Here is a 25,522-nt window from a genome sequence, read left to right as displayed (position 1 = left end):
GATTTGGGGGGCGCACTTTGACCGCGCCGGGCGCCGCCGGCAATGGCCGGGTCGTCGTACTCCAACCAAGGGAACGGCGAGGCCCGGAAGGGCTTCAGACCAGGCCGTGCAGCCGCGCCGCCAGCGCATCCTGCTGCGTCGCCAGGCTGGCCGCATAGCGCAGCGCCATCAGCCGGGATGCCCGGGCGAGCTCGACCCGGAACGCCTCGCTGTCGCGCCAGACCTGCATCAGCGCCACCATCTCCGGCACATCCGCCGCGCGATGGCCGGGGTGCTCGGCCGGCAGGCCGGAGAACGCATGCTTCGTGCCGAGCACCGGCATGCCATGGGCCAGCGCCTCCACCGTCTTGATCTTCAACCCGGTGCCCGGGACCATCGGGTTCAGCACGCAGGCCACGGCCCCGTAGAAGTCGGCGGGGTCGGGCACCTGCGGCAGCAGCAGCGGCGTGCTGGCGAGCGACAGGTCGCGCCGATCGAGGATGCGCCCGGCCAGCAGCCAGGGCAGCTCTCGCTGCCTCGCCAGCGCGGCGTCGAGCGCGCGGACCGAGGCCACGTTCCAGGGATTGGCGCTGCCGAAATAGCCGAAGGGTGCCCTCACCCGGTCCGACGGCGCGGCCTCCAGGAATCGCAGCGGCGGCAGATGGCCGACCGTCACCACCTCGGCCGAGCCACGCTGCCGCAACCTCTCGGCTTCCTCGTCCTGGATCGCCAGCACCAGCTTGGCGCGGCCGAGGCCCCGCCCCTCCTCCGCGGCGGTGGTGAAGAACCAGGAGGGATCGATGCCGGCCGCCCGCGCCACCAGGTGCCGTTCGCCGAACAGGTCATGGGTGTCGATGATGCCCCAGGCCTCCGGCACCCCCTCCAGCACGCGCGACATCCAGACATAGTTCACCAGCACCGCATCGTAGCGCCAGGTCCGCTGCAGCGCCGCGACATGCGCGACGAGCGAGGCATCGCACCAGTCGTCGAGCGCCCAGAGGCCGGGAAAGCCCATCGTCCCGGTCGGCACCGGCGGCAGGATGTGCAGCGCATGCCAGAACCCGGCCATGGCCTCTCGCTGCGCCGCACTGCAACCCTCGGTGGCGTAGTAGAGGAAGTCGCAGACCACGCCGCGCGCCATGAGCGCCGCGCCCAGGGCCCGGATGCGGGCCGAATTGCCCTGGTCGGCCGGATGCGAGGGCGCCGGCGAGACGATCAGCAGCCGGGGTGCCCGCGTCATGTGCCGATCTCCAGCCCGAGCAGCACGAGGCCCGGCGCGGCGCCCTCCGGCAGCGCGAGGCCGGCCACCGCCGCCAGGTCGGGCCGCAGCCGCACCGGTGCCTCCAGCACCTGCGAAGCGCCCTCCTGCCGCAGTTGCGCCGGCAGCATCCGGCCGTCCAGGAACAGCGCCGGCGGCCGCTCCGGGTCGAGCCCGTGCAGCCGCAGCCGCAGCCAGGCCGGCCGTGCCGGCAGCGCGCCGAGCAGCAGCCTCAGCCGGCGGGACGCACCGAACCGCAAGGCGTCGGCCTCGGCCAGGTCCGGGAGGTCATGTGGCAAGGCCCCGCCCGGCACCGACAATGGCGGCACCTGCTCCGCGCCGGTCGCCAGCATCCCGAGGCTGGCGAGCCGCGCCATCGCCATCCGTCCGCCCACCTGCCAGCGGCCGGCACCGCCCAGGACGACGGCCAACCGCTGCGCGGCGACGTGCAGCCGGGTGAAGACCAACTCGATCTCGTCGATCGGGAGCAGCAGGTCCCAGCGTTCGATCCGGCTGACGCTGCCGCAGAGCAGCATGATGCGCCCGCGCTCCGGTCCGGGCGGCGTGGGCATGGTGTCCGTCTGGCCACCCTGCAGCAGCATCGCCCCGGCTGCGAGCAGCGGCGCCAGATGGTCGGGGATGCCGCCTTGCAGCACCAGCAGCGGCGCAGCAGCGCCGCCCAGCGCCCCCGGCGCGCCGGCAAGCAGGGCCGCATCCGCCGCCCGGTCGAGGCCGAACACGGGCAGGCCCGCCGGGCCCTGACGGAAGCGGCGCAGCAGCGCCATTTCGGCCGGCGCCAGGGCGGCGGGATCGGCGACGCCGCAGCGCGCGCCGGGCCACCAGGGAAAGATTCGTCCCGCCGGAAGGCCGAGGTCGAGCACAGGCACCCCGGGCAGGGCCTCCCGCAGCAGGGTGGCGAGGATCGGCGCGCCACTCATGCCGCGCCGCCGAGATCGAGGTCGAGCAGGAGGCCCGGCCGCGGCGCGACCTCGACCCGCACGGCGCGCAGCCTCGCGGTGATCGGCAGGAGCTCGGCCAGCAGCCCTGGCCGGTCGATGGTGAGGTCGGCGAGCATCGCCAGATCGGCCACCGCGAGCAGCAGGCGGCAGGCGCCGCGCCGCCCGGCCAAAGCGGCTTCGAGATGCCATGCCTGCAATCCCGGCCCGGCGTCGAGCACCAGGGTCGGTGATGGGCCGGCCGCCGCGGTCCGCTCGACCGGGCGGTCCAACGAATTATCGATGACGTCGCGGTAGCGCGCGGCGACCGCGGGCAAGGCCATCTCCGCCCGGGCGAAGCGGCGGCCGAGTTCGCCGATCGCGGCGGCCCGTGCCGGCTCCGCCGCCAGCGCGCACAGCACCGCCGCCAGTGTTCCGACCGCACCCGCAAGCGGGACCTGCAAGACGGCATCGCGCGGCAGTTCGGCATAGGCGGCGGTGTCGGAGACGATGCAGCAGGTGCCGCAGGCAAATGCGCGCGCGAGCGATCCCGAGCTTTCGCCGCCCGACGGGAAGCGCAGGTTCACGAGCACGTCCGCCGCCGCGATGTGGTCGTCGAGCGCCGTCGCGTCGAGATAGCCGGTGACCTCGGTCCGCGCCGCGACGGCCGGCCGCTCGGCGATGGCGGCGCTCAGCGCATACTCCTCCGCCCGCTCGGCGCCGGCATGGATCCAGTGCAGCGCGGCGCCACGGCCGAGCGCGACGTCGAGCGCCTCGATCAGCCAGTCGAAACGCTTCGCCTCGGTGGCGAAGCCCGCGGTCACGACGAGGAACCCTTCGGCCGGCAGGCCCAGCCGGGCGCGGGCCGCGGCACGTCCCGAGCCGGCGCCGGAGGGCAGTGGATCCGGCGGCAGGAAATGCGGGATGACGGCGACATGTGCGGTCGCCGCCGGCCCATGCACCAGCCGCAGGCGGTTCCGCGCGAATTCGGAATGCACGACGACGGCACGCGATCGCGCCAGCACCTCGCCCGCGAGGTCGAACAGCAGATGGTTTGCGCGGGTCTGGATGCCGTGCTCGCGGTGCTGCCGGCCATAGACCGCGGCGAGGCCGGGCAGCGCGGCGGCCATTCCGGCACGGATCGTCGCCGCGTCCTCGCCCGCCGTCTCATGCAGGTAGAGCAACCCGGGATCGTGCAGCGTGGTCACCCCAGGCATGCCGCGCATGCCGCGCAACACGAAGCCATGGCCGGGGTTGTTGCCGATCTGGTGCAGCACGCGTGGTCCGGCGCCGCGGTGGACAAGCGCCGGATCGATCACCGGCATCGCTTCGGGCGCCTGCCCGAACCAGTCGTCGCAGGCGACGCGGCACTCGTAATGCGCCGCCAGCCCGCCGAGCAGGCTGAAGGCATAGTCGGCGATCCCGTTCCGCTCCGGCGGCAAGGGCGTCCAGACGGTCAGGCAATCGCGCGTGGGCGTCATGGACGAGGAGGTGTCCTGCGAACGTCATCGGTCAGCGTCGTCGCTCGGGCGGTTAGTCCGCGGTCCGCATTCTGTCCAGAAAACTGATCACTTGTAGCGGCGCCGAGGCCATGGTAGCGCGCCGGCATGGATGGCATCGAGGCAGGCTATTACCCGTTTCTTGCCATCGGCTTGGACCGTGACGGCCTGAGCTTGCGGACGATCCGAAGCTACAGCAGCCAGTTGCCGCTGCGTCTGTACTGCCGCGGCATCGAGATCGGGCAACTCACCCTCGACGGCCCGGTGCGGGAAGGCAGCCCACTGGAGATCCCGATCGACAGGCTGCCGCGCGTGCCGCTGCCGGCCGAACTGCGCCTCGCCACCGGGCCGGACGCGGATGATCTGGTGGCGCCCTGGCGGATCGACTCCGCTGCCGCGGCGCTGTCGCTGCTCGGCCCGCCGGACACGCGTGCCGAGGACTTGCGGCTCGACCACGGCGTCCTGCGCGGCACCGGCCGCGAAGCGCGGAACGGGCTGCTTGATCCGGTGCTCTACGCGCGGATCAATGGGACCGGCGCACGCATGGTCACCGTCGAGCCGCCGATCGCCCTGCCGGAGGGTGGCTGCGCCTTCCGGTTCGCGGTGCCGATCCATCCGACCGACCTGACCGAATCCGGCTTGTCGGTGGTGGTCATGCTGGTGGGCCAGGAAGCACCAGTCGGCAGCTTCGCCTGGAGCCGCCAGGGCGTCGACGACGCGGAGCGGCGGCTCGCCGCCCTGGAAAGCCGGGTCCGCCAGGCGGAGCAGGATGCCGCTGCCGCGCAGATGAACCTCCAGGCCAGCCTGCAGCGCCAGGCGGCGCTGCAGCAGGAGCGGATCGACGCCTTCATCGCCGCCGCGGCGACCTTGCTGCTCGATCGGCTGGCCGCGGTCCCGGGTCGCGAGCCGGATGCGCTGCGCGCGCTGCTGGCAACCGCCGGGCCCGTGCAGGCCGGCGATCCGCTGCCGGACCTGACGGTCCGGCGGCTCTCGGTGCCGCCGGAGGCGGCGCTGTTCGGCACCGGCTGGCATCGGGCGGAGCACTATCCGAGCGGCGACTTCCGCTGGATGGGCCAGCGCGGCCTGCTGCTCAACCCGGCGCCCGACCGGCCGGTGGCCAGCGTGACGCTGGAGATCTGCCATCTCTATCGCGCCGATTCGCCTGCGGTCTCGGCCGAGTTCGACGATGCAGCCGCCACGGTAGCGATGAGTGCGCAAGGCAACGGAGCCTTCAAGGTGCGCCTGACCCATCCCTCCGGCGAGCCGCAGCCGCTGCAGGTGCTGCGGATCGCCAGCCTGACCGGCGGCAGCCCGGCCGAGGGCGGCAACACCGGCGACCAGCGGCATCTGTCCTTCGCCGTGTCCCGCGTTGTCTTCGAGTATGCCGACTAGCCGGGATCGCCCCCGCGCCTGACCGCCTGCGCCTTGGCCGGGCGCGTTGACCCGGCCGGGCTTTGGGCGGAGTTTCCCCGCCCGAACCAGGCAGGGGAAGCGGCATGGACCTCACCGGCATATCGGCCCTCGTCACCGGCGGCGGGTCCGGTCTCGGCGCCGCGACGGCGGAGGCCTTGGCGGCGGCCGGGGCCAGGGTCGTCGTTCTCGACATGCGGGCCGAGGCGGCCGCGGCCGTCGCCGGCCGGATCGGCGGCGTGGCCGCGACCGGCGACGTGGCCGACCCGGCCGCGGTCGCGGCGGCGCTGGATGCTGCGGCGAAGCTCGGGCCGATCCGCCTGGCAATTTCCTGCGCCGGCATCGCACCGCCCGCCCGCATCGTCGGCCGCGACGGGCCGCACGACCTGACACTGTTCGAGACCGTGATCCGGGTCAACCTGATCGGCACCTTCAACGTGCTGCGCCTGGCCGCCGAGCGGATGCAGGCGGAGCCGCCGACAGGACCGGACGGCGAGCGCGGGCTGATCGTGAACACCGCGTCCATCGCCGCCTTCGAGGGGCAGTTTGGCCAATGCGCCTATGCCGCCAGCAAGGCCGGCGTGGTCGGCCTGGCCTTGCCCGCCGCGCGCGAATTGGCGCAGGCCGGCATCCGGGTCATGACCATCGCGCCCGGGCTGATGGAGACGCCGATGCTGGCCGGCCTGCCCGACCCGGCACGCGACGCGCTGCTGAAGCTGCCGCTCTTCCCGAAGCGGCTAGGCGAGGCAGAGGATTTCGCCAGACTCGTGCTGGCGATCGCCGCCAATCCGATGCTGAACGGGGAGGTGATCCGGCTGGACGGGGCGCTGCGGCTGCCGCCCCGGTAGTCCCTTGCTCGGCGGGCTGGGCGCGGCGCTGGCGGCGACCACGGCAGCGCAGGCGCTGGCGACCCTGACCGTCTTCATGCTGCCGGTGCTGGCGCCTTTGGCGGCGCGCGACCTCGGCGCCGCGCCGCACTGGGTCGGCTGGCAGATCGCCTGCGTCTACCTCGCGGCCAGCGCCACCTCGATGCTCTCGGCCGGCGCGCTGCGCCGCTTCGGCTCGGCCCGCTGCACCCAATTGGCGCTGGCGGCGGCGGGAAGCGGCTGCCTCGCGGTGCTGGCGGCAGGGCTGCCCGGGGCGGTGCTGGGGTCCTTCCTGATCGGCTTCGGCTATGGCCTGACCAATCCGGCGGCGACCGAGGTGCTCGCCCGCCTGGCCCCCGCCCGAAGGCGCAACATGGTCTTCGCGGTGAAGCAGACCGGCGTGCCGATCGGCGGCGCGCTGGCCGGGCTGCTGCTGCCCACGCTCGCCGCCGGGTTGGGCTGGCGCGGCGCGGTGCTGGCTGTCGCCATGCTGCTGCTGGCGGCGGCGCTGGGCTTCGGCGTCCTCCACCGCCCCTGGGCGGGCGAACGCGATCCGGCGGCGCCATTGCGCACCGGCCTCGGCGGCGGCTGGCGGGCGCTGCGCGACCAGCCTGGCATGGCCGGGCTCGCCGCCATCTCGGCGCTCTATTCAGGCTTCCAACTGGCGCTCGGCGCCTTCACGGTGACGATGCTGGTGGAGGAGTTCGGCTGGAGCCCGGTCGCGGCCGGCATCGTCGCGGCGGTGACCCAGGCGGTCGGCGCTGCGGCGCGACTGGTCTGGGGCCTGGCCGCCGATGCCTGGGGCAGCGGCATGCTGACCCTCGCCGCGATCGGCGGCATTACCGTCGCCTGCGGCCTGGCGCTGCCGCTTGCCTTGGCCTGGCCATCGGCGGCGGTGATCGGCCTCTTTGGCCTGCTCGGCGGCAGCGCCGCAGGATGGAACGGGGTGCTGATGGCCGAAGCGGCCCGACTGGCCGCGCCCGGCCGCGCCGGAGAGGCCACAGGCGGCGTGTTGGCGGTCGCCTTCGCTGGGGTGGTGGTGGGCCCGTCCCTGCTCGGTGCTGCCGTCGGCGCGGCAGGATCCTACGCCCTGGCCTTCGCCCTGTTGGCCCTGCTGCCCGCCAGCGGCGCTGTGATCGCCTGGCGGAACGCAAGGCTTCCGTCGTGAGCCTCTCCACCAGCCCGGATTGCAAAGCCAAACTGTGCGCCAGCGCACATTCACTATTTTGTGATAATGCGAGGATATACCCACGGGGTGTCGCCGCGAAGCCGGGGCATCCAACGATGGGAGACACGCATGGCCAACCCTGGCTGCCACGATGCCGAACGACCCCAGCGCCGGCGTCGTGGCCCACCGCCCCGGCTCTATGTCATCGCCCGCCAGTCGCCGGTGCCCTGGCTGCGGGTGCGCCGGCTGGGCGATGCCGACCGTGCTGCGCTGACCTTGCATTTCGGGCGGCTGGCAGAGGCGCAGCGGCGGCCTCGGGGGCGCAGCGGTCTCGACGAGGCCGGGATCGCCGCGCTCTGCGCCGGGCTCGACTTCACCCGCATGATCGCCTTCGCGGCGATCGCCGGGAATGCGATCATCGCCGTGGCATGCGGCGTGCCTGGGCTTTGCGGGCCGGAGATCGGCGTGACAGAGGACCCTGACTATCTGGGCCGCGACCTCGGCACGGTGCTGGTCTCTCAGGTGCTGGGGACCCAGGCAGGGGCCATCGCCCTGGCACCGCCATCGGCTGAGGCCGAGCGCCTGTTGCTGCGGCTGGTCCAATCCCTCGGCGGCCGGATGGCCTATGATCAGGACGTAGCCGAGACCGCCTGATCGCCCAGCCGATCGGACGCCTCGGTTCGGACCTGGGCGACTCGGGCCGGCTCGGGCCACCGGCAGGTCAGGCGTCCGCCGGCGGTTCCATCGCCACGACGACCCCGGCGGCCGAGAGCGCGGTGATCTCCGCCCCGCCGAAGCCCGCCTCGGCCAGCACTTCGGCATTGTGCTCCCCCATGCGCGGCGGTTGGCGGCGCAGGGTGATGCGGGCGCGATCCTCGCCGAATTCCAGCGGCAAGGTCGGCAGCCCGACCCGGGCGCCGCCACCGAGCGCCGAGATGGCGGTCTGCAGCAAGCCGCCGCCGGCCAGCAGATGCGGGTCGTCGAACAGGTCGGCCGGCTTGCCGACCGGGGCCCAGGAGATGCCGGCGCCCTCGCAGAGTGCTTCGACCTCCGCCTGGGGCCGCGTGCCGATTGCCTCCTGCATCGCCGGCAGCAGCCAGGACCGTTCCCTGGCGCGCTGCGCATTGGTCGCCAGGCGCGGATCGTCCGCCAGTTGCGGCAGGCGGAAGGCGCTGGTGAAGCGGGCCCATTGCTGGTCGCTGGTGACGCCGATGAAGAGCTCGCCATCGGCCGCCTGGAAGACGTCGTAGATGCCCCAGGCGCCGCGCCGCGCCGGCATCGGCGGCGGCGCCTCGCCGGTCGCGGCGGCGCCGGCCATGTGGCTGCCCATCAGGAAGACCGCGCTCTCGAACAGCGACGAGCACACGCGCTGGCCCTGCCCGGTCGTGTCACGCTCCCGCAGCGCCGCCAGCGTGGCGGTGACGCCGAAGACGGCGCCGAGGATGTCGATGATCGAGGCGCCGGCGCGCAGGGGCCGGCCGGGCGGCCCGGTCATGTAGGCCAGGCCCGCCTGGAACTGCACCACCTCGTCGAGCGCCGGGCGATGCTCGTAGGGTCCCGCCAGGAAGCCCTTCAGCGCCAGGTAGACCAGCCGCGGATTGACCGCGTGCAGTTGCTCCCAGCCGCAGCCGAGCCGTTCCATGGTGCCGGGACCGTAATTCTCCAGCACGATGTCGGCCTGCGCCACCAGCCGATGCGCCGCGGCCTGGCCCGCGGCGGATTTGAGGTCGAGCGCCAGGCTGCGCTTGTTGCGGTTGAAGGTGGCGAAGAAGCCGGCGGCGAAGCCGGGCAGCCGGCGGGTATGGTCGCCGCTCGGGGCGGGCTCGACCTTCACCACCTCGGCGCCGAGATCGGCCAGGATCAGCCCGGCGCAGGGTCCCATGATGGTGTGGCTGAACTCCAGCACTTTGAGGCCGCGCAGCGGCTGCGGCCCGGCGGGCGGCTGCGCGGCGCTCATGCCGCCTGCCGGCGGAAGGCGTCGAGGCTGCCGGCGCGCAGCAGTTCCGACGGCAACGGGTGGCCGACGATGCGCTCCGCCATCCGCCCCACCTCGATCAGCGCGTCGAGGTCGATGCCGGTCTCGATCCCCATCTCCTCGCACAGCAGGGCCAGTTCCTCCGTCGCGATGTTGCCCGCCGCCCCCTTCTGCCCGGCGAAGGGGCAGCCGCCCAGGCCGCCGACGGTGCTGTCGAACTTCGTCACGCCCAGCCGCAGCCCGGCATGGGCATTGGCCACCGCCAGCCCGCGCGTGTCGTGCAGGTGCAGGCCGATCCGCATTCCCGGCCAGCGTTCGCGCACCGCGCCGACCCCGCGCTCGATCCGGATCGGCGTCGCCCAGCCCATGGTATCGGCGAGCGAGATGTCGGTGATGCCGACGCCGGCCTCGGCCGCGACCGCCAGCCCGTCCGCCACCGCCTGCACCACCTGCGCCGGGGAGATGTCGCCCTGGTAGTTGCAGCCGAAGGCGGCCATGACGCCGAGCCGCGTCACCGGCAGGCCGGCGGCCAGATGCGCCGCGGTCTGCTGCCGCATCGCCTCCAGGTTCTCGGCCTGGCCGCGGTTGAGGTTCTTGCGGGAGAAGGCGTCGGACGCGGCCAGCGAGATCGACCCGGTGAGGGTCAGCCGGTCGGCGAAGGCCAGTGCCCGCTTGAGTCCGCTCTCGTTGAACCAGAGCGCCGTGTAGTGGACGCCCTGCCGCGGGGTGAAGCCGCCCGCCACGGCCTCGGCATCCGCCCAGCCGGGGACCAGGCGGGTGTTCACGAAGGAGCAGACCTGGATGTGCCGCAGGCCGGTCGCCGCCAGCGCCTCGACCAGGGCGATCTTGTCGGCGGTCGGGATCGGCCCGGGCTCGATCTGGAAGCCCTCGCGCGGGCCTTCCTCATGGATGTCGACATGGCTCGGGAGATCGGACACGGGCGCCCTCCGCTGGCGGGGTTTGGCGGCGAGAGTGGCGCGGCGCGTGGGCCGGCGCCAGAGGGGGCGACGGCCGTGGATTCGGCGCGCGCCACCTTGCCGCCCGGCGCCCCGCCCGGCACAAGGCGGGGAAGCCAGGAGGAGACCAAGCGATGAGCGCCGCCGTGAAGACCCGGGACGAGGGCCGCCTGCCGACGCTCGCCATCGCCGGCAGCCGCGCCACGCTGCAGCTGCACCGCCCCGAGGTGATGAACCGGGTCCAGCCCGAGGACATCGTGCAGATCCTCGCGCTGCTCGCCGAGGTCGAGGCCAATCCCGACATCCGCGTCCTGGTCGTCGCCTCCACCGGCAAGTCCTTCTCGGCCGGCGCGCACCTGCACGGCATGGCGCAGCAGGCGGCCGCGGGCGGGATCAAGGACACCCCCGGCGCCACCTTCGAGGACATGATCAACCGGCTCGAGATGCTGATGATCCCGACCATCGCCCGGCTGCATGGCGGGGTCTATGGCGGCAGCACCGACCTCGCCCTGGCCTGCGACTTCCGCGTCGGCGTCACCCCGGCGACGGTCATGTTCATGCCGGCCGCCCGGATCGGCGTGCATTATTACGAGAGCGGATTGCGGCGCTACGTCTCCCGGCTCGGCTTCAACAACGCCAAGCGGCTCTTCATGCTGGCCGAGGAGCAGAGCGCCGAGGAGCTGCTGCGGATCGGCTACCTGACCGACCTCGTCGCCCCGGGGGAGCTCGATGCGCGGATCGACGCGATCGCCGGCCGGCTCGGCGAACTCGCGCCGCTGGCGGTGCAGGGCGCCAAGCGGGCGATCAACGAGATCGGCCACCAGGCGCTGGACGTGCCTGCGCTCGAGGCGCGGATGAAGGTGGCGAAGGACAGCGCGGATATCCGCGAGGGCCTGGCCGCCTTCCGGGAGAAGCGGAAGCCGGTCTTCACGGGCCGCTGACGGGTCGCGGGCGGCGCCGGGGCGAGGAAACGATGGACGAATTCGACTGCGTCGTGGTTGGCGCCGGGGTGGTGGGGCTCGCTGTGGCGCGCGCCCTGGCACTGGACGGCCGCGAAGTGCTGGTGCTCGACGCCGCGGAGGGCATCGGCACCGAGACCTCCTCCCGCAACTCGGAGGTCATCCATGCCGGCATCTACTACCCCGCCGGCAGCCTGATGGCGCGCGCCTGCGTCGAGGGCAAGCACCGGCTCTATGACTACTGCCGCGAGCGCGGCCTCCCGCATGCGAACTGCGGCAAGCTGATCGTCGCCACGGATGAGGCCGAGGCGGACCGGCTCGGCGCCATCCAGGCCCGCGCCGCCGCCAATGGCGTGCCCGACCTGACGCTGCTGACCCGGGCGGAGGCGCTGGCGCTGGAGCCGGAGCTGCATTGCACAGCGGCGCTGCTCTCGCCGTCCACCGGCATCATCGACAGCCATGCCTACATGCTGTCGCTGCAGGGCGATGCGGCGAATGCCGGTGCGGTCTTCGTCTTCCACGCCCCGGTCATCGGCGGCCAGGCGACGGCGGAGGGGGTGGTCATCCAGGTCGGCGGCGACGATCCGATGGCGTTGCGCTGCCGCACCCTGGTGAACGCCGCCGGGCTGCACGCGCCGAAGCTGGCGCGCGGCCTGCAGGGGATGCCGAGCCAGCTGGTGCCCACCGCCTACTATGCCAAGGGCAACTACTTCACCCTGACCGGGCGGAATCCCTTCTCCCGCCTCATCTACCCGGTCCCTGTTCCGGGCGGGCTGGGCACCCATCTGACCATCGACCTCGGCGGCCAAGCGCGGTTCGGACCCGATGTCGAATGGGTCCAGGAGATCGACTACGAGGTCGATCCGCACCGCGGCGACAGCTTCTATGCCGCCATCCGCCGCTATTGGCCGGCGCTGAAGGACGGCGTCCTGGCGCCGGGCTACAGCGGCATCAGGCCGAAGATCGTCCCGCCCGGCGCACCGGGACAGGATTTCACCATCATGGGTCCGGCAGTCCACGGCGTGCCCGGCCTGGTGCATCTGTTCGGAATCGAAAGCCCGGGCCTCACCGCCTCGCTCGCTTTGGGCGAACTGGTGCGGGAGGTGGTCGCCGCCGAGTAGCGATCTTCAGGAGGCGATTGCGTAAATATTAGTAAAGGCTTGAAAACCCACTCACTTCTTCGCCTATTCGCCACATGCTTGTCATACGATCGTGTAAGAATGCATTCAGCCGGTTCGGAACCGCGGATCGGCAGAACACCCAGGAATCTGCACGTGGCGACAGGCTTCGACCTCCTCACCTACCTGACCGGCGAGCCAGGGCCCGAGGTCGCCCATCCAAAGGTCGGCGATACGGTCGAGTTGCGCGTGTTGCAGGGCGGGCTGGCGATCGAAGCTTTTTCCGAGGCCGGCCAGCGCCTTGGCCGCCTGCCCCCGGCGGAGCGTGATGTCCTTGCCGAGGCGATGCCGCAGGGGCGGCTCTGCTTCTCCGGCCATATTGCCGCACTCGTCCCCCGGCCACCGCAGCAGGGCGCCGGGCGCATTCATATCAGGGTCAGTGCCGCCTGACGGATGCGAAGGCATCGCTATCGGCGGTGCCCGGCAGCGGGCTGTGGCTACCCGATTCCTGGCCCAGGGTCCGCGTTGCCGCTTCGCGCGGGTCGAACGCGCTCCGGGCGATGACGCGCCGGCGGCAGTGGCGGGCTAGCGGCTCAGGCGCCCGGCCGTCCGGCGTTCGGAAGGAACAATTGCTCCCCGCCGATGCGGTAACCGGTGATCGCCGCCTGGCCGGGCGGGCCAACCAGCCAGGCGATGAACCGTTCCGCCTCGGCCGCCTTCACGTGCGGGTGGCGCGCCGGGTTCACCGCCATCACGCCATACTGGTTGAACAACCTTTGATCGCCTTCGACCAGGATGCGCAGGTCCTGCCGGTTGCGGAAGGCCAGCCAGGTGCCGCGATCGGCCAGGAGATAGGCTTCCTGAGCCGCGGCGGTGTTGAGCGCCGGGCCCATCCCCTGCCCCACCTCGCGATACCAGGCCCCGCGCCCGGCGACCGGATCGGTTCCGGCAAGTTGCCACAGCCGTAGCTCCGCCGCATGGGTGCCACTGCGGTCGCCGCGGGAAATGAACGGCGCCCTTGCGACGGCAATCCGCCGCAGCGCCTCGGCGCCGTCGGTCAGCCCGCCGATGCCCGCCGGATCGGCCGCTGGGCCGATGATGACGAAGTCGTTGTACATGACGACATGTCTCGGTCCGCCCCAGCCGTCGGCGACGAATTTCTCCTCGGCCGGGCGATCGTGCACCAGCAGCGCGTCCGCATCGCCCCGGCGGGCCACATCGAGCGCCTGCCCGGTCCCCAGCGCCACCACCCTCACGCGGATTCCGGTGGCCGCGGTGAAGGCCGGCAGCAGTTGGGCGAAAAGGCCCGATTGCTCCGTGCTGGTGGTCGAGACGAGCGTGAAGAAGCGATCCTGCGCGGCGGCCGGCCAACCCGGGAGCAGGAGAGCAAGGGCAAGCAAGGTGCGACGGATCGGCATGACAGGCAAATGCAACAGGATGGGCCGGAGCGCAACGACGCCGGCGCGGAACCATGCGTCCTTCGCTCCGTCGCGCGTCCTCGAGAAGTGCCAGATGTCTCGCTCTGGGTTGGGTCGGGCGGTTACCAAAGCATGCAGAGCGTCACGGCCAAGCCAACCCAGAGGACCGAGGACAGTAGGACGGCCAGCAGGATGCCTCGCGCCGCGGCGCCGGGGGCCGCCATCGCCTGACTGAGGTCCTCCGGGCGTTCCCGCTGCATGGCCTGTCTCCGTCGCCGCCTCGATCGCGCCGCCCGCCCCGCTGTTGCGGCGCAATACCCTGCCGCCCGCTCTATCAGGGGTGAGGTTATGAAAATGTGCAGGGGTCCGGATGGCGCCGATATTCCCAAGGACGGCGGGTTGGCTTCAGTCGCATAATTGTGCGCTGCCACAATCCGGCCGCAAGCGCGTCGCAATCCGGCGCTTCCCTGGGTGCACAAGAGATCCGTTCGGAAGTGCACCGGCCAACCGGCCGCGGCAACTTCCGCCGGGTTTGGACATGCCAGCCGCGCCGTCGCCGGCCGCCTGGCTCAGGAAGGGTCGGGCCGCCATGCTTGGCGTTGATGTCTACGAACCGATGATATCCGAGGTCGGCGTCGGCGGCCTGCCGGGGCATGCCACGGCAGGCCGCGGACGCCGTGCCGAGGCGTGCCAGGCCGGCATCCAGCCGGCCATCAAGCGGGCACTGGACATCCTCGGGGCGGGCGCGCTTCTGCTGCTGACCGCGCCGGCCTTCCTGCTGCTGGCGCTGCTGATCCGCGCCGATGGCGGCCCGGTCTTCTACGCCCATGAACGGGTCGGCCGTGGCGGCCGCCGCTTCGGCTGTCTGAAATTCCGCTCCATGGTCACCGACTCCCAGGCCCGCCTGGCCGCCCTGTTGGACGCCGACCCGGCCGCCCGGGCCGAATGGGAAGCCACCCGCAAGCTGCGCGACGACCCGCGCGTCACCCGCACCGGCCGCTTCCTCCGCGCCACGAGCCTCGATGAGCTGCCGCAGCTGCTGAACGTGCTGCGCGGCGAGATGAGCCTGGTCGGCCCGCGGCCGGTGGTCGCCGCCGAGCTCGCCGCGCATTACGGCGCGGCGGCGGAGTACTACCTCTCGGTCCGTCCCGGCATCACCGGTCTCTGGCAGGTCAGCGGCCGCAGCGAAACCACCTACGACACCCGCGTCGCGCTCGACACCCAGTATGCAACCAATCTGTCGATCTGGGCCGACCTCCGTATCCTGCTGCGCACTCCGGCGGTGGTCCTGCTGCGCCGCGGCGCCTACTGACACGCGCCTCTTGACCCTGACGGGCGGGGCTGCCACGCCCCGCCTCCTGGCACTGTCCCGCGGCCCGAACCCTTGGCCCGGCCCCGCCGCAAAGGTAGCGATGGACCACCCCGAATCCCGCACCCGTGCGCGCGCCATGATCGCCGGGGTGGCCTGGAACGCCGCCGGCCGCGGCCTGCCCCTGATCCTCGCCTTGCTGCTCACCCCGTTGCTCGTGCACCAGCTTGGCCTGGAGCGCTGGGGACTGTTCACCCTGGCACTGGCCATGGTCGGGGTCTTCGGGGTGTTCGACTTCGGCGTCGGCCAGGCGCTGACCCGGGCATTGTCGGAACGCATCGGCGAGGGCCGCGGCGAGGAAGCCGCCGGCCTGGTCGGCGCGGCGCTGACCTGCCTTGGCGGGGTCAGCACGGTGGTGGCGGTCGGCCTCTGGTTCGGCGTGCCGCCGCTGGTCGAGCGGGTGCTGAACGTGCCGCCCGCCCTGCAGCCCCAAGCGATCGCCGCGATGCGCGTGCTGGCCGCGGCGGCGCCGCTGGTGGTGCTGAACGCCGCGCTCTGGGGCGTGCTGGCGGCCTACCAGCGCTTCCGGGCAGCCAACCTGGCGACCATCCCGGTCAACATCTTCTACTATCTCGGCCCGGTGCTGGTCCTGCTGGTCTGGGACGACCTGATGGCGGTGATGCTGACCCTGGTCGCGGTGCGGCTGGCCAACACCGTTTCCTACCTGTTCCTGCTGCGCGGTCTGGTGCGCCGGGTCCTGGCGACGCCGCTGCGGCTGAGCCTGGTGCTGCCCCTGCTGCGGATGGGCGGTTGGATGACCTTTTCCGGGTTGCTCGTGCAGGCGCTGCTCTATGCCGACCGCTTCCTGATCGGCGCGCTGCTGTCGCTGGCCGCGGTGGCCTGGTACGCCACGCCCCTCGACCTCGTGCTACGGGTCTGGATGGTCCCGGTGGCGGTGGCGCAGACCCTGCTGCCGGCCTTCGCCTCGGCCTATGCCACCTTGCCGCGGCAGACCGTGGCCCTGCTGCGCCGCGGCAGCCTGCTGGTCATGGGCCTCGTCCTGCCGGTCGCGCTCGTGCTTGCCGGCGGCGGCGACCGCATCCTCGGGCTCTGGCTCGGGGCGGATTTCGCCGCCGGCGGCGGGCTGGTGCTGCGGATCCTCGGCGTCGGGATCTATTTCTCCTGTCTCGCCTTCGTGCCGGGCGCATTGATCGACGCGATCGGCCGGCCGGACGTGACGGCGCGCTTCTCCTTGCTCCAGGCCGTGGTCTACCTGCCGCTCGCCGCGCTGCTGCTGGTCTGGCTGGGGATCGAGGGTGCCGCCTTCGCCTGGGCCCTGCGGTGCCTGGCCGACTGCCTCGGCAAGCTCTGGCTCGCCACCCGGCTCTACCCGCAGGCCCGGGAGGCGACGCCGCGGCTGCTGCCGCCGCTCGCGGTCGCCGGCGTCGGGCTGGCGGTGCTGCCGGCCATGGCATCGCCGGCGGCGATGCTGGCGGTCGGCACGGTCGCCCTGGCCGCCTTCGCCGCCCTCGCCCTGCGCTCGCTCGACCCGGCGGAGCGCGGGCAGATCCGCGGCCTGCTGCGGCACCCGGGCGGGCTGCTGCGGGTCGGGGGGCCGGGCTGATGCCGCTGGCCATCAACGGGCGTTTCCTGTCGCAGCGGGTGACCGGGGTGCAGCGCTTCGCCACCGAGATCTGCCGCGAGCTGGATGCGCTGGCCGGCGACCATCGCCTGGCCGATACCCGGCTGCTGCGGCCGGCCGGCGGCCCGCCCTCGCCGTTCCGCAACCTGCGCGAGGAAGCCTCCACCCTGCTGCGCGGCCAGGCCTGGGAACAGGCCGAACTGCCGCTGCGGGCGCGTGGGTCCACCCTGGTGAACCTCGGCAATACCGCGCCGCTCGCCGCCGGGCGCCGGCAGGTCGTCGTCATCCACGATGCCGGGGCCTTCGACACCCCGGACAGCTATTCGACCGCCTTCCGCGCCTGGTACCGGGCCCTGCACCTGGCGCTGCCGCGGGTCGGGGCGCGCATCGTCACCGTCTCGGAATTCTCCCGCGGCCGCATCGCCCACCACCTGAAGCTCGACCCCGCCCGGATCGCCGTCATGCCGGAGGGCGCCGAGCATATCCTGCGCGCCCCGGCCGCGACGGCCGTGCTGGACCGCCATGGGCTGATGCCCGGGCGCTATGCGCTGGTGGTGGGCAACCCCGCGGCGCACAAGAACCTCGCGGCGCTCGGCGAATGCGCCGCGCTGCTCGGCCGGCATGGCTCCGTCCTGGCGGTCGCCGGCGCGGCCGACCCGGCGGTGTTCCGCCAGGGCGGCGGCGCCGCCGGCCATGCGGTGCGGACCCTTGGCCGGGTCAGCGATGCCGAGCTGCGGGCACTCTATGAATCGGCCCTCGGGTTGTTGTTCCCATCTCGGTACGAAGGTTTCGGCCTGCCGCCGCTCGAGGCCATGGCCTGCGGTTGCCCGGTGATCGCCGCCGCGGCAGGGGCGGTCCCCGAAGTCTGCGGCGAGGCGGCGTTGTGGTTCGACCATGACGGCCAGCGCCGCCTGCCCACCATGCTTGCCCGGTTGCTGGAGGAAGAAGGCCTGTACGACACCCTGCGCGCGCGCGGCCTCCGCCAGGCTGCCCGCTACACCTGGCGCGGCGCCGCCGAGCGGCTGCTCGACCTGCTGCCGGAGGAGCGCACCGCGTGAAGGTTGCGATCGTCCATGAATGGCTGGAGAGCTATGCCGGCTCCGAGCGGGTGGTCGAGCAGTTGCTGGAGATCTGGCCGGAGGCCGACCTCTTCGCCGTCTGCGACGTGCTGCCCGAGGCCGAGCGCGGCTTCCTGCGCGGCCGTCCGGTCCGCACCAGCTTCATCCAGCGGCTGCCTTTCGCGCGGAAGCACTTCCGCAGGTATCTCGGGCTGATGCCGATCGCGGTCGAGCAGTTCGACATGGCCGGCTATGACCTGGTGATCTCCTCCAACCACGCGGTCGCCAAGGGGGTGATCACCGGGCCCGGCCAGCTGCATGTCAGCTACGTGCACAGCCCGATGCGCTATGCCTGGGACCTGCAGCACCAGTACCTGCGCCAGGCGGGGCTCGAGCGTGGGCCGATGTCGCTCTATACCCGCTGGCTGCTGCACAGGATGCGGCACTGGGACCGCTCCTCGGCCGCCGGGGTGGACAGCATCGTCGCCAACAGCAGCTACATCGCGGAGCGGATCGAGAAGGTCTGGCGCCGCCCGGCCGCCGTCATTCACCCGCCGGTCGATGTGGAGGGGTTTCCCCTGGGCGACACGCGGGAAGGCCACTACCTCATCGCCGCCCGCATGGTCCCCTACAAGCGGGTCGAGCTGGTGGTGGAGGCCTTCCGCGCCATGCCGCAGCGCCAATTGGTGGTCTGCGGCGACGGCCCCGGCGCGGCGCTGGTGCGGCAGGCCGCCGCCGGCGCGCCCAATATCGCGCTGCGCGGCCGGGTGCCGCAGGCCGAGCTGGTCCGGCTGACCCGCACCGCCCGCGCCTTCGTCTATGCGGCGGAGGAGGATTTCGGCATCGGCATGGTCGAGGCGCAGGCCTGCGGCACGCCGCTGATCGCCTATGGCCGCGGCGGCGCGCGCGACATCGTCCGGCCGGATACCGGCATCCTGTTTCCCGAACAGAGCGCCGCCGCGATCGCCGCGGCGGTCGGGCGGTTCGAGGCGCTGTCCCCCGCCATCGACCCCGCCGCCTGCCGGGCGAATGCGCGGCGCTTCTCCGCCGCCGCCTTCCGCGACCGCTTCCGGACGCATGTCGAGGGGCTGCTTGCCGAGCGCGCGGCGGCATGAGGGTCAGCCTGATCGTGGCGACCCGCGGCCGCGACCGCGAATTGGGGGCGCTGTTCGAGAGCCTGGCGACGCAGGACCACCCGGACCTCGAGGTGATCGTGGTCGACCAGAATGCCGATGACCGGTTGGCGCCGGTGATGGCGGCCTGGCGCGACCGGCTGGCGCTGCGCCGGGAACGCACCACGCGGGCGCATGCCAACCATGCGCGCAACCTGGGCCTGGCCCTGGCGCGCGGCGCCATCGTGGGCTTCCCCGACGACGACTGCACCTTCCCGCCCGGCCTGCTGGCGCGGGTGCTCGCCGGCTTCGCCGCGGATCCGTCCCTGGCGATCCTGACCGGCCCGGCCGCCTCGCCGGCGGGGGGCCTTGGCTCCGGCCGCTGGCGCACCGATGCCGGGCCGATCGACGCCGGCAATGTCTGGACCAGCGTGATCGAGTTCAACCTCTTCCTCCGCCGCGAGGTCGCACTCGCCATGGGCGGCTTCGACGAGCGGCTCGGCCCCGGCACGCCGCTGGGCTCGACCGAGGGCAACGACCTGGTGCTGCGCGCCGTCGGCGCCGGGCATGCGGCGCGCTACGACCCGGCGCAGCGCATCGTCCACCCGGACAAGCGGCTGACCCCGGTCGCGGTGGAGCGCGCGGCGCTCTATGCCCGCGGCATGGGCTTCGTGCTGCGCCGGCATGCGGTGCCGGTCCGCGTCTGGCTGCCCTTCATGCTGCGGCCGGTGGGCGGCGTGCTGGTCAGCGCGCTGCGCGGCAACATGCTCGCGGCCCGCTACTACGCGGCGACGCTGCGTGGCCGGCTGGAGGGGTTCCTGACGCCCGGCGCCGCACGGGGCCTGCCGCTGGCCGCCCTGGCCGAGGCCTGACCATGCGCCTCGCCATCGGCATCGCCACCCGCGGCCGCGCCGCCATCCTGGCCGAGACCCTGGCCGAGCTGGACCGGCAGACCCGCCGGCCCGACCGCGTCATCGTCTGCCACGTGACGCCGGAGGATGTCGGCGCGCCCCATCCAGGCGTCGAGTACATCCTCTCCCCGGCTGGCCTGCCGCGGCAGCGCAACGCCATCCTCGACGCCGCGGCGGATTGCGACCTGCTGCTCTTCCTCGACGACGATTTCCTGCCGGCGCCCGGCTATGGCGCGGTGACCGAGGCGATCCTCGCCGCCCGGCCGGACTGCGTCGTCACCACCGGCACGGTGCTGGCGGATGGCGCCAATGCGCCGGGCTACTCGCCGGCGGAGGGCCGGGCGATCCTGGCAGGGGACCGCTACGCCGGCGACCCGCTGGCCGCCGCGCCGCATTTCAACGGCTATGGCTGCAACATGGCGGTGCGGCTCGACGTGGTGCGCCGGCATGGCATCCGGGTGGACGAGGCCCTGCCGCTCTATGCCTGGTACGAGGATATCGACTTCACCCGGGCGATCGGCCGGCACGGCGCCATCCTGCGGCTGGCCGGAGCGCGCGGCGTGCATCTCGGCACCAAGCTGGGGCGGACGCCGGGACGCCGGCTCGGCTATTCGCAGGTGGCGAATTCGGTCTACCTGGCGCGCAAGGGGACCTATCCCTGGTCGCATGCGCTGCCCAGCCTGCTGCGCCACACGCTGAAGAACGCGGTGCGCTCGCCCTGGCCGGAACCCTGGGCCGACCGTTTCGGGCGCTTGCGCGGCAACCTGCTGGCCCTGGCCGACTGGGCGCGCGGCCGGCTCTCGCCCGGCCGGATCCTGGAGCTCTAGCCCGTGCAGGACGTCACCTTCGTCATCTCGAAGCTGCTCTGGTGGCCGCTGCGGCCGGGGACGGCGGCGATCCTGCTGGGGCTGCTGGGCTTGGCCCTGCTGTGGCGCGGCCGGCGCTGGGGACGCTGGCCGGCGCTGGCCGGGATCGGCTTCCTCGGCCTGCTGGCGCTGCTGCCGCTCGACCAGCCGGTGTTGCGGCCGCTGGAGGACCGCTTCCCCCGCCCCGCCGTCGAGCCCGCCCATATCGACGGCATCGTCGTGCTCGGCGGCGCGGTCGAGCAACGCCTGACCGAGACCCGCGGCCTGCCCGCCCTGAACGGCGCGGCCGAGCGGATGACGGAGCCGGTCGCGCTCATGCGGCGTCACCCCGAGGCGCGGCTGGTCTTCACCGGCGGCACCGCCAGCCTGGCCCCGGGCGCCCTGAGCGAGGCCGATGTGGCGCGGCAGCTTTGGCTGGACCTCGGCGTCCCACCCGAGCGGATGAGCTTCGAGCGCGAATCCCGCAATACCCACGAGAATGCGGTGAACACGCTTCGCGTGGTCCAGCCGAAGCCGGGCGAGACCTGGCTGCTGGTGACCTCGGCCAGCCATATGCCGCGCAGCATGGGGGTTTTCCGCCAGGCCGGCTGGCGGATCACCGCCTGGCCGGTCAACTACCGGACCGGGGCTGGCAGCGGCCTCTGGCTGGAGGCCTCCTTCCCCGTCCGGCTGCAGGAATTCGAATGGGGGACCAGGGAATGGCTTGGCCTGCTCGCCTATTGGTTGATGGGCCGGACGGACGCGCTTTTCCCGGCGCCGTGATCGGCTGGGTTGCATCTGCACGCAGGTGTCGCGCGTGGGTTTGCGACGCCCCGGCCGTAACACGCTGCAGCACCCCATGCCGATCTCCCTCGCCCTTCCCCGCCCCTCGCGCCTGGCGGTCCCCCATGCCCCGACCCGGCCCGCCGGGTTGATGGCGCGCGAGGCCGCGTCCGACGGCGAGCTGATGCGCTGGGCGGCCGCGGGCGACCGCGCCGCCTTCGGCCTGCTGGTCGAACGGCATGGCGAGCGCGCGCTGCGGGTGGCGCTGCGGGTGCTGGGCGACGCCGGCGAGGCCGAGGAGGTGGCGCAGGAGGCCTTCCTGCGCGCCTGGCAGGCCGCCGCCAGCTTCGATCCCGATCGGGCGCAGTTCACCACCTGGCTGCACCGTATCACGCTGAACCTGGCGATCGACCGCACCCGCCGCCGCGTCCAGGCGCCGGATGCCGGGGAGGCGGCGCTCGCTGGCCTGGCCGATTCCGCCCCCGGCCCGGAAGCGGCGGCCGCGACGGCGCAGGAACGGGCGGCGCTCGCCCGGGCGCTGGCCCTGCTCCCGGCCCGCCAGCGCGCGGCCATCGCCCTGGCCTATGAGGAAGGGCTGAGCGGCGCCGAGGCCGCCGTCGCCCTCGACGTCTCGGAACGCGCGCTCGAGGGATTGCTGCGCCGTGCCCGATCGATGCTGCGGAGGATCCTGTCGCCATGACCCCCGACCGCTTCGCCCGCCTGATCGACACCCACGGCCCGCGCCAGCAACGCTGGCCCCGCGAAAGCCGCGCTGCCGCCGCTGCGCTGCTCGCCGCCTCGGCCGAGGCACGGAGGCTGCTGGATGCGGCCAGCGCGCTCGATGCGCGGCTCGATGCGGGGCTGGCGCGGCCTTCCGCCGACTCGGTGCTTCGGCTGCGGCAGGCGGTGGCGCGGGAGATCGCCCGCCGTCCCCTGCCCACGCCGCCCGGCGCCTGGCCGCGGCTGCGGGCCTTGCTGCGCCCGGCCGCCCCGGCCGGCTGGGGTGCGTTGGCGGCCATGGCGACCTGCGCGCTCTGGCTCAGCCTCTCGGCCGGCCCCGCGGTGGGCGACCCGCTGGCCCCCCTGCAGACCCTGCCCATCGCGGAGGACCCGCTCTGATCACCTGGCCATCCGGTCGCGCCCTGCTCGGCGCGGCATTCGGCGCCTCGCTCGTCGTCAACCTCGTCTTGGCCGGCCTGCTCCTCACCCGGCCGGCGGTGCCGGAACATCGCGGCCGCGGCCTGGACCGCATGGTGAACCGGATCGAGGCGACGCTGCCAGCCGAGGACCGGCCGAAATTCCGCGCGGTGCTCGAGGCCGAACGGCCGGACTACGCACAGGAACTCGCCGCGCTGCGGGCGGCTGGCCGGGTCGTGGATGCGGCCATGGCACGCGAGCCCTTCGACGCGGCGGATCTGCGGGCGGCCCTGGCGGAATGGTCGGCACGCTGGGCCACCTTCAACGCTGCGTTCACCGAGACGATGGTGCATGCCATGCAGGCGGTCTCCCCCGCCGGCAGGGCGCAGATCGCCGCCGCACGGCAGCAGGGACGATAGGAGAGACATGGCGTCCGCCACCTCGCGCCGCGCGGCCCTGCTGGCCGCCGCGGCGCTGCTGCCCGGCTGCACCTGGCTGACCCCGCCCGCCACCTCCTCCGGCATCGGCCTGCCGGGGCGGCTGGCGGCAAACGACCCCGCCCTGCCCGCCAATTGGCCCGACCCAAGCTGGTGGCGCGGCTTCCGCTCCGCCGAACTGGACGGGCTGATGGCGGCGGCCATGGCGGCCAATACCGACATCGCCGGCGCCACCGCCCGGGTGCGGCAGGCCGATGCGCAGCTCCGCATCGCCGGCGCGACGCTGCTGCCGACCGTGGACGGCTCGGCCCAGGCGCTGCGGCAGCAGACCGGCGGCGTCAACACCGCCAGCTTCACCGGCCTGGCCAGCCGCCGGGTCCGGGTGACCGCCAGCAACCGCGCCATCCTCTCGGCCAGCTACGAGATCGACTTCTGGGGCAAGAACCGCGGTCAGGTCGAGGCGGCGGAGCAATCCGCCTTCGCCAGCCGGTTCGATGTCGGGACGGTGACGCTGACCACCCAGGCCTCGGTCGCCAATACCTATTTCGCCATGCTCGGCGCCCAGGAAAGGCTGGCGATCCAGCGGCAGAACCTGGAGATTGCCCAGCGCGTGCTGCGGGTGATCCGCGACCGCGTCACGGTCGGCACCGGCACCGGGCTGGAATTGGCGCAGCAGGAAACGGTGGCGGCGCAGCAGCAGGCGCTGATCCCGCCCCTGGTGCAGGAGGTCGAGACCAACCGCAACTCTCTCGGCACCCTGGTGGCGCGACCGCCGCAGGGCATCGTCCTGCGCGGCGGCACCTTCAAGGCGCTGGACGTGCCGCCGGTGACCCCCGGCCTGCCGGCCGAGGTGCTCGCCCGCCGCCCCGACGTGCTGAATGCCGAGGCCTCGCTGGCGGCGGCCAATGCCAATATCGTCGTCGCCCGGGCCCAGCTGCTGCCCTCGGTCACCCTGACCGGCTCGGGCGGCTGGACCAGCCTGGCGCTGGAGACGCTGACCAGGCCGGAGAGCCTGATCTTCAACCTGGCGGCGGGGCTGACGCAGCCGATCTTCCGCGGCGGCGCCCTGCGCGGCCAGGTCCAGTTGAACGAAGCCCAGGCCGAGGAGCTGCTGGCGACCTACCGCTTCGCCATCCTCAATGCCCTGGTGGACACCGAGAATTCCCTGGTCGCCCTGCGCCAGACCACCGAGCAGGAAAAGCTGCAGGCCAATGCCGTGCGCATGGCCGAGCGGGCCTATGCGATCAGCGAGGCGCAACTGCGGGCCGGGACCATCGACATCGTGACCCTGCTGAACACGCAGCAGACGCTGTTCTCGGCGCGTACCACCCTGGCGCAGGCCAGGCTCGCCCGGCTGCAGGCGGCGGTCGGGCTGTTCCGGGCGCTCGGCGGCGGCTGGGGCACCCCGACGGCGTGACACGCTTCGTGACCCGAACGGCCTATGGGAAACGCCTCCGCCGCCCGTATCTGAAGCATCCAGTACCGAGGTCATTCCCCTGTCCAAGCGCCGCGTCTCCCTGATCCTCCTTGCCCTCGCGTTGCTGGCCGGCGCCGGGGGCGGCGCCTGGTACTGGCGCCAGCGGCAGGCCGCGACCGTGGCGCAGGCCCCGGCGGGCGGTGCGCCGGCGGGGCCTGGCCGGCCCGGCCGCGGCGGTGCCCCGGTGCCGGTCACCGTGGCCGCGGCGCAGCAGCGGGACGTGCCGATCCGGCTGGATGCGATCGGCACGGTGCAGGCCTTCAACACCATCACCGTCCGCGCCCAGGTGGACGGGCAGCTGCAGGAGATCGCCTTCCGCGAAGGCCAGATGGTGAAGCAGGGCGATATCCTCGCGCGGATCGACCCACGCAGCTATCAGGCGGCGCTCGACCAGGCGGTGGCGAAGAAGGCGCAGGACGAAGCCCAGTTGGCCAATGCCCGCCTGGACCTGCAGCGCTACACCACGCTGGCGCGGAACGAGGGCGTCTCCCGCCAGCAGCAGGACACCCAGCGCGCCCAGGTGGCGCAGTTCGAGGCGCTGGTGGCGTCCGACCAGGGCGCCATCGACGCGGCGCGCACGCAGCTTTCCTTCACCACCATCCGTTCCCCGATCGATGGCCGGGTCGGGCTGCGGCTGGTCGACCAGGGCAACATCGTCCGCGCCGGCGACGCCACCGGCATCGTCACCGTCTCCCAGTTGCAGCCGATCGCGCTGGTCTTCACCCTGCCGCAGCAGGAGCTCGGCCGGGTGCAGGAGGCGATGGCACGCGGTCCCGTGCCGGTCCAGGTGGTGCGCAACACCGGCGCGCCGTTGCCGGACGGTGAGCTGCTGACCATCGACAATGCGGTCGACGCGCAGACCGGGACAATCAAGCTGAAGGCCGCCTTCGCCAACGAGGACCTGCGGCTCTGGCCCGGTGCCTTCGTCAATGTCCGGCTGGAGGTGGACCGGCTGATCGCCGCCACCACCGTGCCGCTGGTGGCGGTGCAGCGTGGGCCGGAAGGTGCCTTCGGCTTCGTGCTCAAGCCCGACCGCACGGTGGAGCTGCGCCCGCTGCAGCTCGGCGCGCTGACCGCGACCGAGGCGGTTGTGCGCCAGGGCATCCAGCCCGGCGAGCGGGTGGTGACCTCGGGCGCGTTGCGGCTCAGCCCCGGCGCCGCGGTGACGCCGACCGAGGAAGGCACCCCCTCGCCTGGCCCGGCGCCCGGCGAGCGGCGGCCGCGGCCGCGCCAGGCCGCGGATGCCAGGCCGTGAGCCCGGCGGCTGACG

The 25,522-nt window shown here is 73.0% G+C and carries 26 protein-coding genes; 19 read left to right on the top strand and 7 right to left on the bottom strand.

Annotation, left to right across the window (positions count from 1 at the left end; genetic code table 11):
- Positions 1–94: 94 nt before the first annotated feature.
- The 3 genes from ACFQS7_RS10825 to ACFQS7_RS10815 are packed head-to-tail and all read right to left on the bottom strand — an operon-like array spanning position 95 to position 3,653.
- On the bottom strand, positions 95–1,219 hold the full coding sequence (locus tag ACFQS7_RS10825) for a glycosyltransferase (protein WP_380067054.1): 1,125 nt from the start codon (positions 1,217–1,219) through the stop codon (positions 95–97).
- The gene (locus ACFQS7_RS10820; RefSeq protein ID WP_380067053.1) at positions 1,216–2,175 is read right to left on the bottom strand and encodes a hypothetical protein; all 960 of its coding nucleotides are present in this window, start codon (positions 2,173–2,175) and stop codon (positions 1,216–1,218) included. The genes ACFQS7_RS10825 and ACFQS7_RS10820 overlap by 4 nt, the downstream gene beginning before the upstream one ends.
- Positions 2,172–3,653: a glycosyltransferase gene (locus tag ACFQS7_RS10815; RefSeq protein WP_380067052.1), complete on the bottom strand. Its 1,482-nt coding sequence runs from the start codon at positions 3,651–3,653 to the stop codon at positions 2,172–2,174. Before ACFQS7_RS10815 ends, ACFQS7_RS10820 begins: the two co-directional genes overlap by 4 nt.
- Before the next feature lie 192 nt (positions 3,654–3,845).
- Here ACFQS7_RS10815 and ACFQS7_RS10810 point away from each other — a divergent pair, with 192 nt between their 5' ends.
- From ACFQS7_RS10810 to ACFQS7_RS10795, 4 genes are all read left to right on the top strand, one after another.
- Positions 3,846–5,063 carry a hypothetical protein gene (locus ACFQS7_RS10810; RefSeq protein ID WP_380067051.1) on the top strand — a complete coding sequence of 406 codons (1,218 nt, stop codon included), beginning with the start codon at positions 3,846–3,848 and terminating at the stop codon, positions 5,061–5,063.
- Between the two features lie 104 nt (positions 5,064–5,167).
- Positions 5,168–5,929 (top strand): SDR family NAD(P)-dependent oxidoreductase, encoded by a 762-nt coding sequence (locus ACFQS7_RS10805; RefSeq protein WP_380067050.1) that lies wholly within the window; start codon positions 5,168–5,170, stop codon positions 5,927–5,929.
- 4 nt (positions 5,930–5,933) lie between these two features.
- Positions 5,934–7,115, top strand: a complete 1,182-nt coding sequence (locus tag ACFQS7_RS10800) for an MFS transporter (RefSeq protein ID WP_380067049.1) — start codon at positions 5,934–5,936, stop codon at positions 7,113–7,115.
- Between the two features lie 129 nt (positions 7,116–7,244).
- Positions 7,245–7,769: a hypothetical protein gene (locus tag ACFQS7_RS10795; protein ID WP_380067048.1), complete on the top strand. Its 525-nt coding sequence runs from the start codon at positions 7,245–7,247 to the stop codon at positions 7,767–7,769.
- 67 nt (positions 7,770–7,836) lie between these two features.
- On the opposite strand, the gene ACFQS7_RS10790 is transcribed toward ACFQS7_RS10795, so the two are convergent.
- Positions 7,837–9,072: a CaiB/BaiF CoA transferase family protein gene (locus tag ACFQS7_RS10790; protein WP_380067047.1), complete on the bottom strand. Its 1,236-nt coding sequence runs from the start codon at positions 9,070–9,072 to the stop codon at positions 7,837–7,839.
- A complete protein-coding gene (locus ACFQS7_RS10785) occupies positions 9,069–10,028 on the bottom strand; it encodes a hydroxymethylglutaryl-CoA lyase (protein WP_380067046.1) in 960 nt (319 codons plus the stop codon). The genes ACFQS7_RS10790 and ACFQS7_RS10785 overlap by 4 nt, the downstream gene beginning before the upstream one ends.
- A 152-nt stretch (positions 10,029–10,180) precedes the next feature.
- Between ACFQS7_RS10785 and ACFQS7_RS10780 the strand changes: the two genes are divergently transcribed.
- The 3 genes from ACFQS7_RS10780 to ACFQS7_RS10770 all read left to right on the top strand — a co-directional run bounded on the left by ACFQS7_RS10780 (position 10,181) and on the right by ACFQS7_RS10770 (position 12,573).
- Positions 10,181–10,987 (top strand): enoyl-CoA hydratase/isomerase family protein, encoded by an 807-nt coding sequence (locus tag ACFQS7_RS10780; protein WP_380067045.1) that lies wholly within the window; start codon positions 10,181–10,183, stop codon positions 10,985–10,987.
- A gap of 32 nt (positions 10,988–11,019) precedes the next feature.
- Positions 11,020–12,126 carry an NAD(P)/FAD-dependent oxidoreductase gene (locus ACFQS7_RS10775; protein WP_380067044.1) on the top strand — a complete coding sequence of 369 codons (1,107 nt, stop codon included), beginning with the start codon at positions 11,020–11,022 and terminating at the stop codon, positions 12,124–12,126.
- A gap of 153 nt (positions 12,127–12,279) precedes the next feature.
- Positions 12,280–12,573 (top strand): hypothetical protein, encoded by a 294-nt coding sequence (locus tag ACFQS7_RS10770; RefSeq protein ID WP_380067043.1) that lies wholly within the window; start codon positions 12,280–12,282, stop codon positions 12,571–12,573.
- Between the two features lie 143 nt (positions 12,574–12,716).
- Here ACFQS7_RS10770 and ACFQS7_RS10765 read toward each other — a convergent pair whose 3' ends face one another.
- Together ACFQS7_RS10765 and ACFQS7_RS10760 are read right to left on the bottom strand one after the other, a co-directional pair.
- Positions 12,717–13,541, bottom strand: a complete 825-nt coding sequence (locus tag ACFQS7_RS10765) for a substrate-binding domain-containing protein (RefSeq protein WP_380067042.1) — start codon at positions 13,539–13,541, stop codon at positions 12,717–12,719.
- Positions 13,542–13,663: 122 nt separating this feature from the next.
- Positions 13,664–13,801 carry a hypothetical protein gene (locus ACFQS7_RS10760; protein WP_380067041.1) on the bottom strand — a complete coding sequence of 46 codons (138 nt, stop codon included), beginning with the start codon at positions 13,799–13,801 and terminating at the stop codon, positions 13,664–13,666.
- 329 nt (positions 13,802–14,130) lie between these two features.
- Here ACFQS7_RS10760 and ACFQS7_RS10755 point away from each other — a divergent pair, with 329 nt between their 5' ends.
- The 12 genes from ACFQS7_RS10755 (at position 14,131) to ACFQS7_RS10700 (ending at position 25,507) form a co-directional block, all read left to right on the top strand.
- Positions 14,131–14,853: a sugar transferase gene (locus tag ACFQS7_RS10755; protein ID WP_380067040.1), complete on the top strand. Its 723-nt coding sequence runs from the start codon at positions 14,131–14,133 to the stop codon at positions 14,851–14,853.
- A gap of 100 nt (positions 14,854–14,953) precedes the next feature.
- Entirely contained in the window at positions 14,954–16,474 is a 1,521-nt protein-coding gene (locus ACFQS7_RS10750) for a flippase (protein WP_380067039.1), read from the top strand.
- A complete protein-coding gene (locus ACFQS7_RS10745; RefSeq protein ID WP_380067038.1) occupies positions 16,474–17,550 on the top strand; it encodes a glycosyltransferase family 4 protein in 1,077 nt (358 codons plus the stop codon). The genes ACFQS7_RS10750 and ACFQS7_RS10745 overlap by 1 nt, the downstream gene beginning before the upstream one ends.
- A complete protein-coding gene (locus tag ACFQS7_RS10740) occupies positions 17,547–18,665 on the top strand; it encodes a glycosyltransferase (protein ID WP_380067037.1) in 1,119 nt (372 codons plus the stop codon). The genes ACFQS7_RS10745 and ACFQS7_RS10740 overlap by 4 nt, the downstream gene beginning before the upstream one ends.
- Complete coding sequence (locus tag ACFQS7_RS10735) at positions 18,662–19,534, top strand: glycosyltransferase family 2 protein (protein ID WP_380067036.1); 873 nt, start codon at positions 18,662–18,664, stop codon at positions 19,532–19,534. Before ACFQS7_RS10740 ends, ACFQS7_RS10735 begins: the two co-directional genes overlap by 4 nt.
- 2 nt (positions 19,535–19,536) lie before the next feature.
- Positions 19,537–20,400 (top strand): glycosyltransferase family 2 protein, encoded by an 864-nt coding sequence (locus ACFQS7_RS10730; protein WP_380067035.1) that lies wholly within the window; start codon positions 19,537–19,539, stop codon positions 20,398–20,400.
- Positions 20,401–20,403: 3 nt separating this feature from the next.
- Complete coding sequence (locus ACFQS7_RS10725) at positions 20,404–21,201, top strand: YdcF family protein (protein WP_380067034.1); 798 nt, start codon at positions 20,404–20,406, stop codon at positions 21,199–21,201.
- Positions 21,202–21,277: 76 nt separating this feature from the next.
- The gene (locus ACFQS7_RS10720) at positions 21,278–21,901 is read left to right on the top strand and encodes a sigma-70 family RNA polymerase sigma factor (RefSeq protein WP_380067033.1); all 624 of its coding nucleotides are present in this window, start codon (positions 21,278–21,280) and stop codon (positions 21,899–21,901) included.
- A complete protein-coding gene (locus ACFQS7_RS10715; RefSeq protein ID WP_380067251.1) occupies positions 21,898–22,320 on the top strand; it encodes a hypothetical protein in 423 nt (140 codons plus the stop codon). Before ACFQS7_RS10720 ends, ACFQS7_RS10715 begins: the two co-directional genes overlap by 4 nt.
- Positions 22,227–22,757, top strand: coding sequence for a periplasmic heavy metal sensor (locus ACFQS7_RS10710; RefSeq protein WP_380067245.1), 531 nt, complete (start codon positions 22,227–22,229; stop codon positions 22,755–22,757). The genes ACFQS7_RS10715 and ACFQS7_RS10710 overlap by 94 nt, the downstream gene beginning before the upstream one ends.
- A 7-nt stretch (positions 22,758–22,764) precedes the next feature.
- On the top strand, positions 22,765–24,192 hold the full coding sequence (locus ACFQS7_RS10705; RefSeq protein ID WP_380067032.1) for an efflux transporter outer membrane subunit: 1,428 nt from the start codon (positions 22,765–22,767) through the stop codon (positions 24,190–24,192).
- A gap of 121 nt (positions 24,193–24,313) precedes the next feature.
- Positions 24,314–25,507 (top strand): efflux RND transporter periplasmic adaptor subunit, encoded by a 1,194-nt coding sequence (locus tag ACFQS7_RS10700; RefSeq protein ID WP_380067031.1) that lies wholly within the window; start codon positions 24,314–24,316, stop codon positions 25,505–25,507.
- The last annotated feature ends 15 nt before the right edge of the window (positions 25,508–25,522 follow it).

It is taken from the genome of Dankookia sp. GCM10030260 (genome assembly GCF_042666655.1).
Classification (GTDB): domain Bacteria; phylum Pseudomonadota; class Alphaproteobacteria; order Acetobacterales; family Acetobacteraceae; genus Paracraurococcus.
This window is presented reverse-complemented; position numbering and strand designations above follow the sequence as displayed.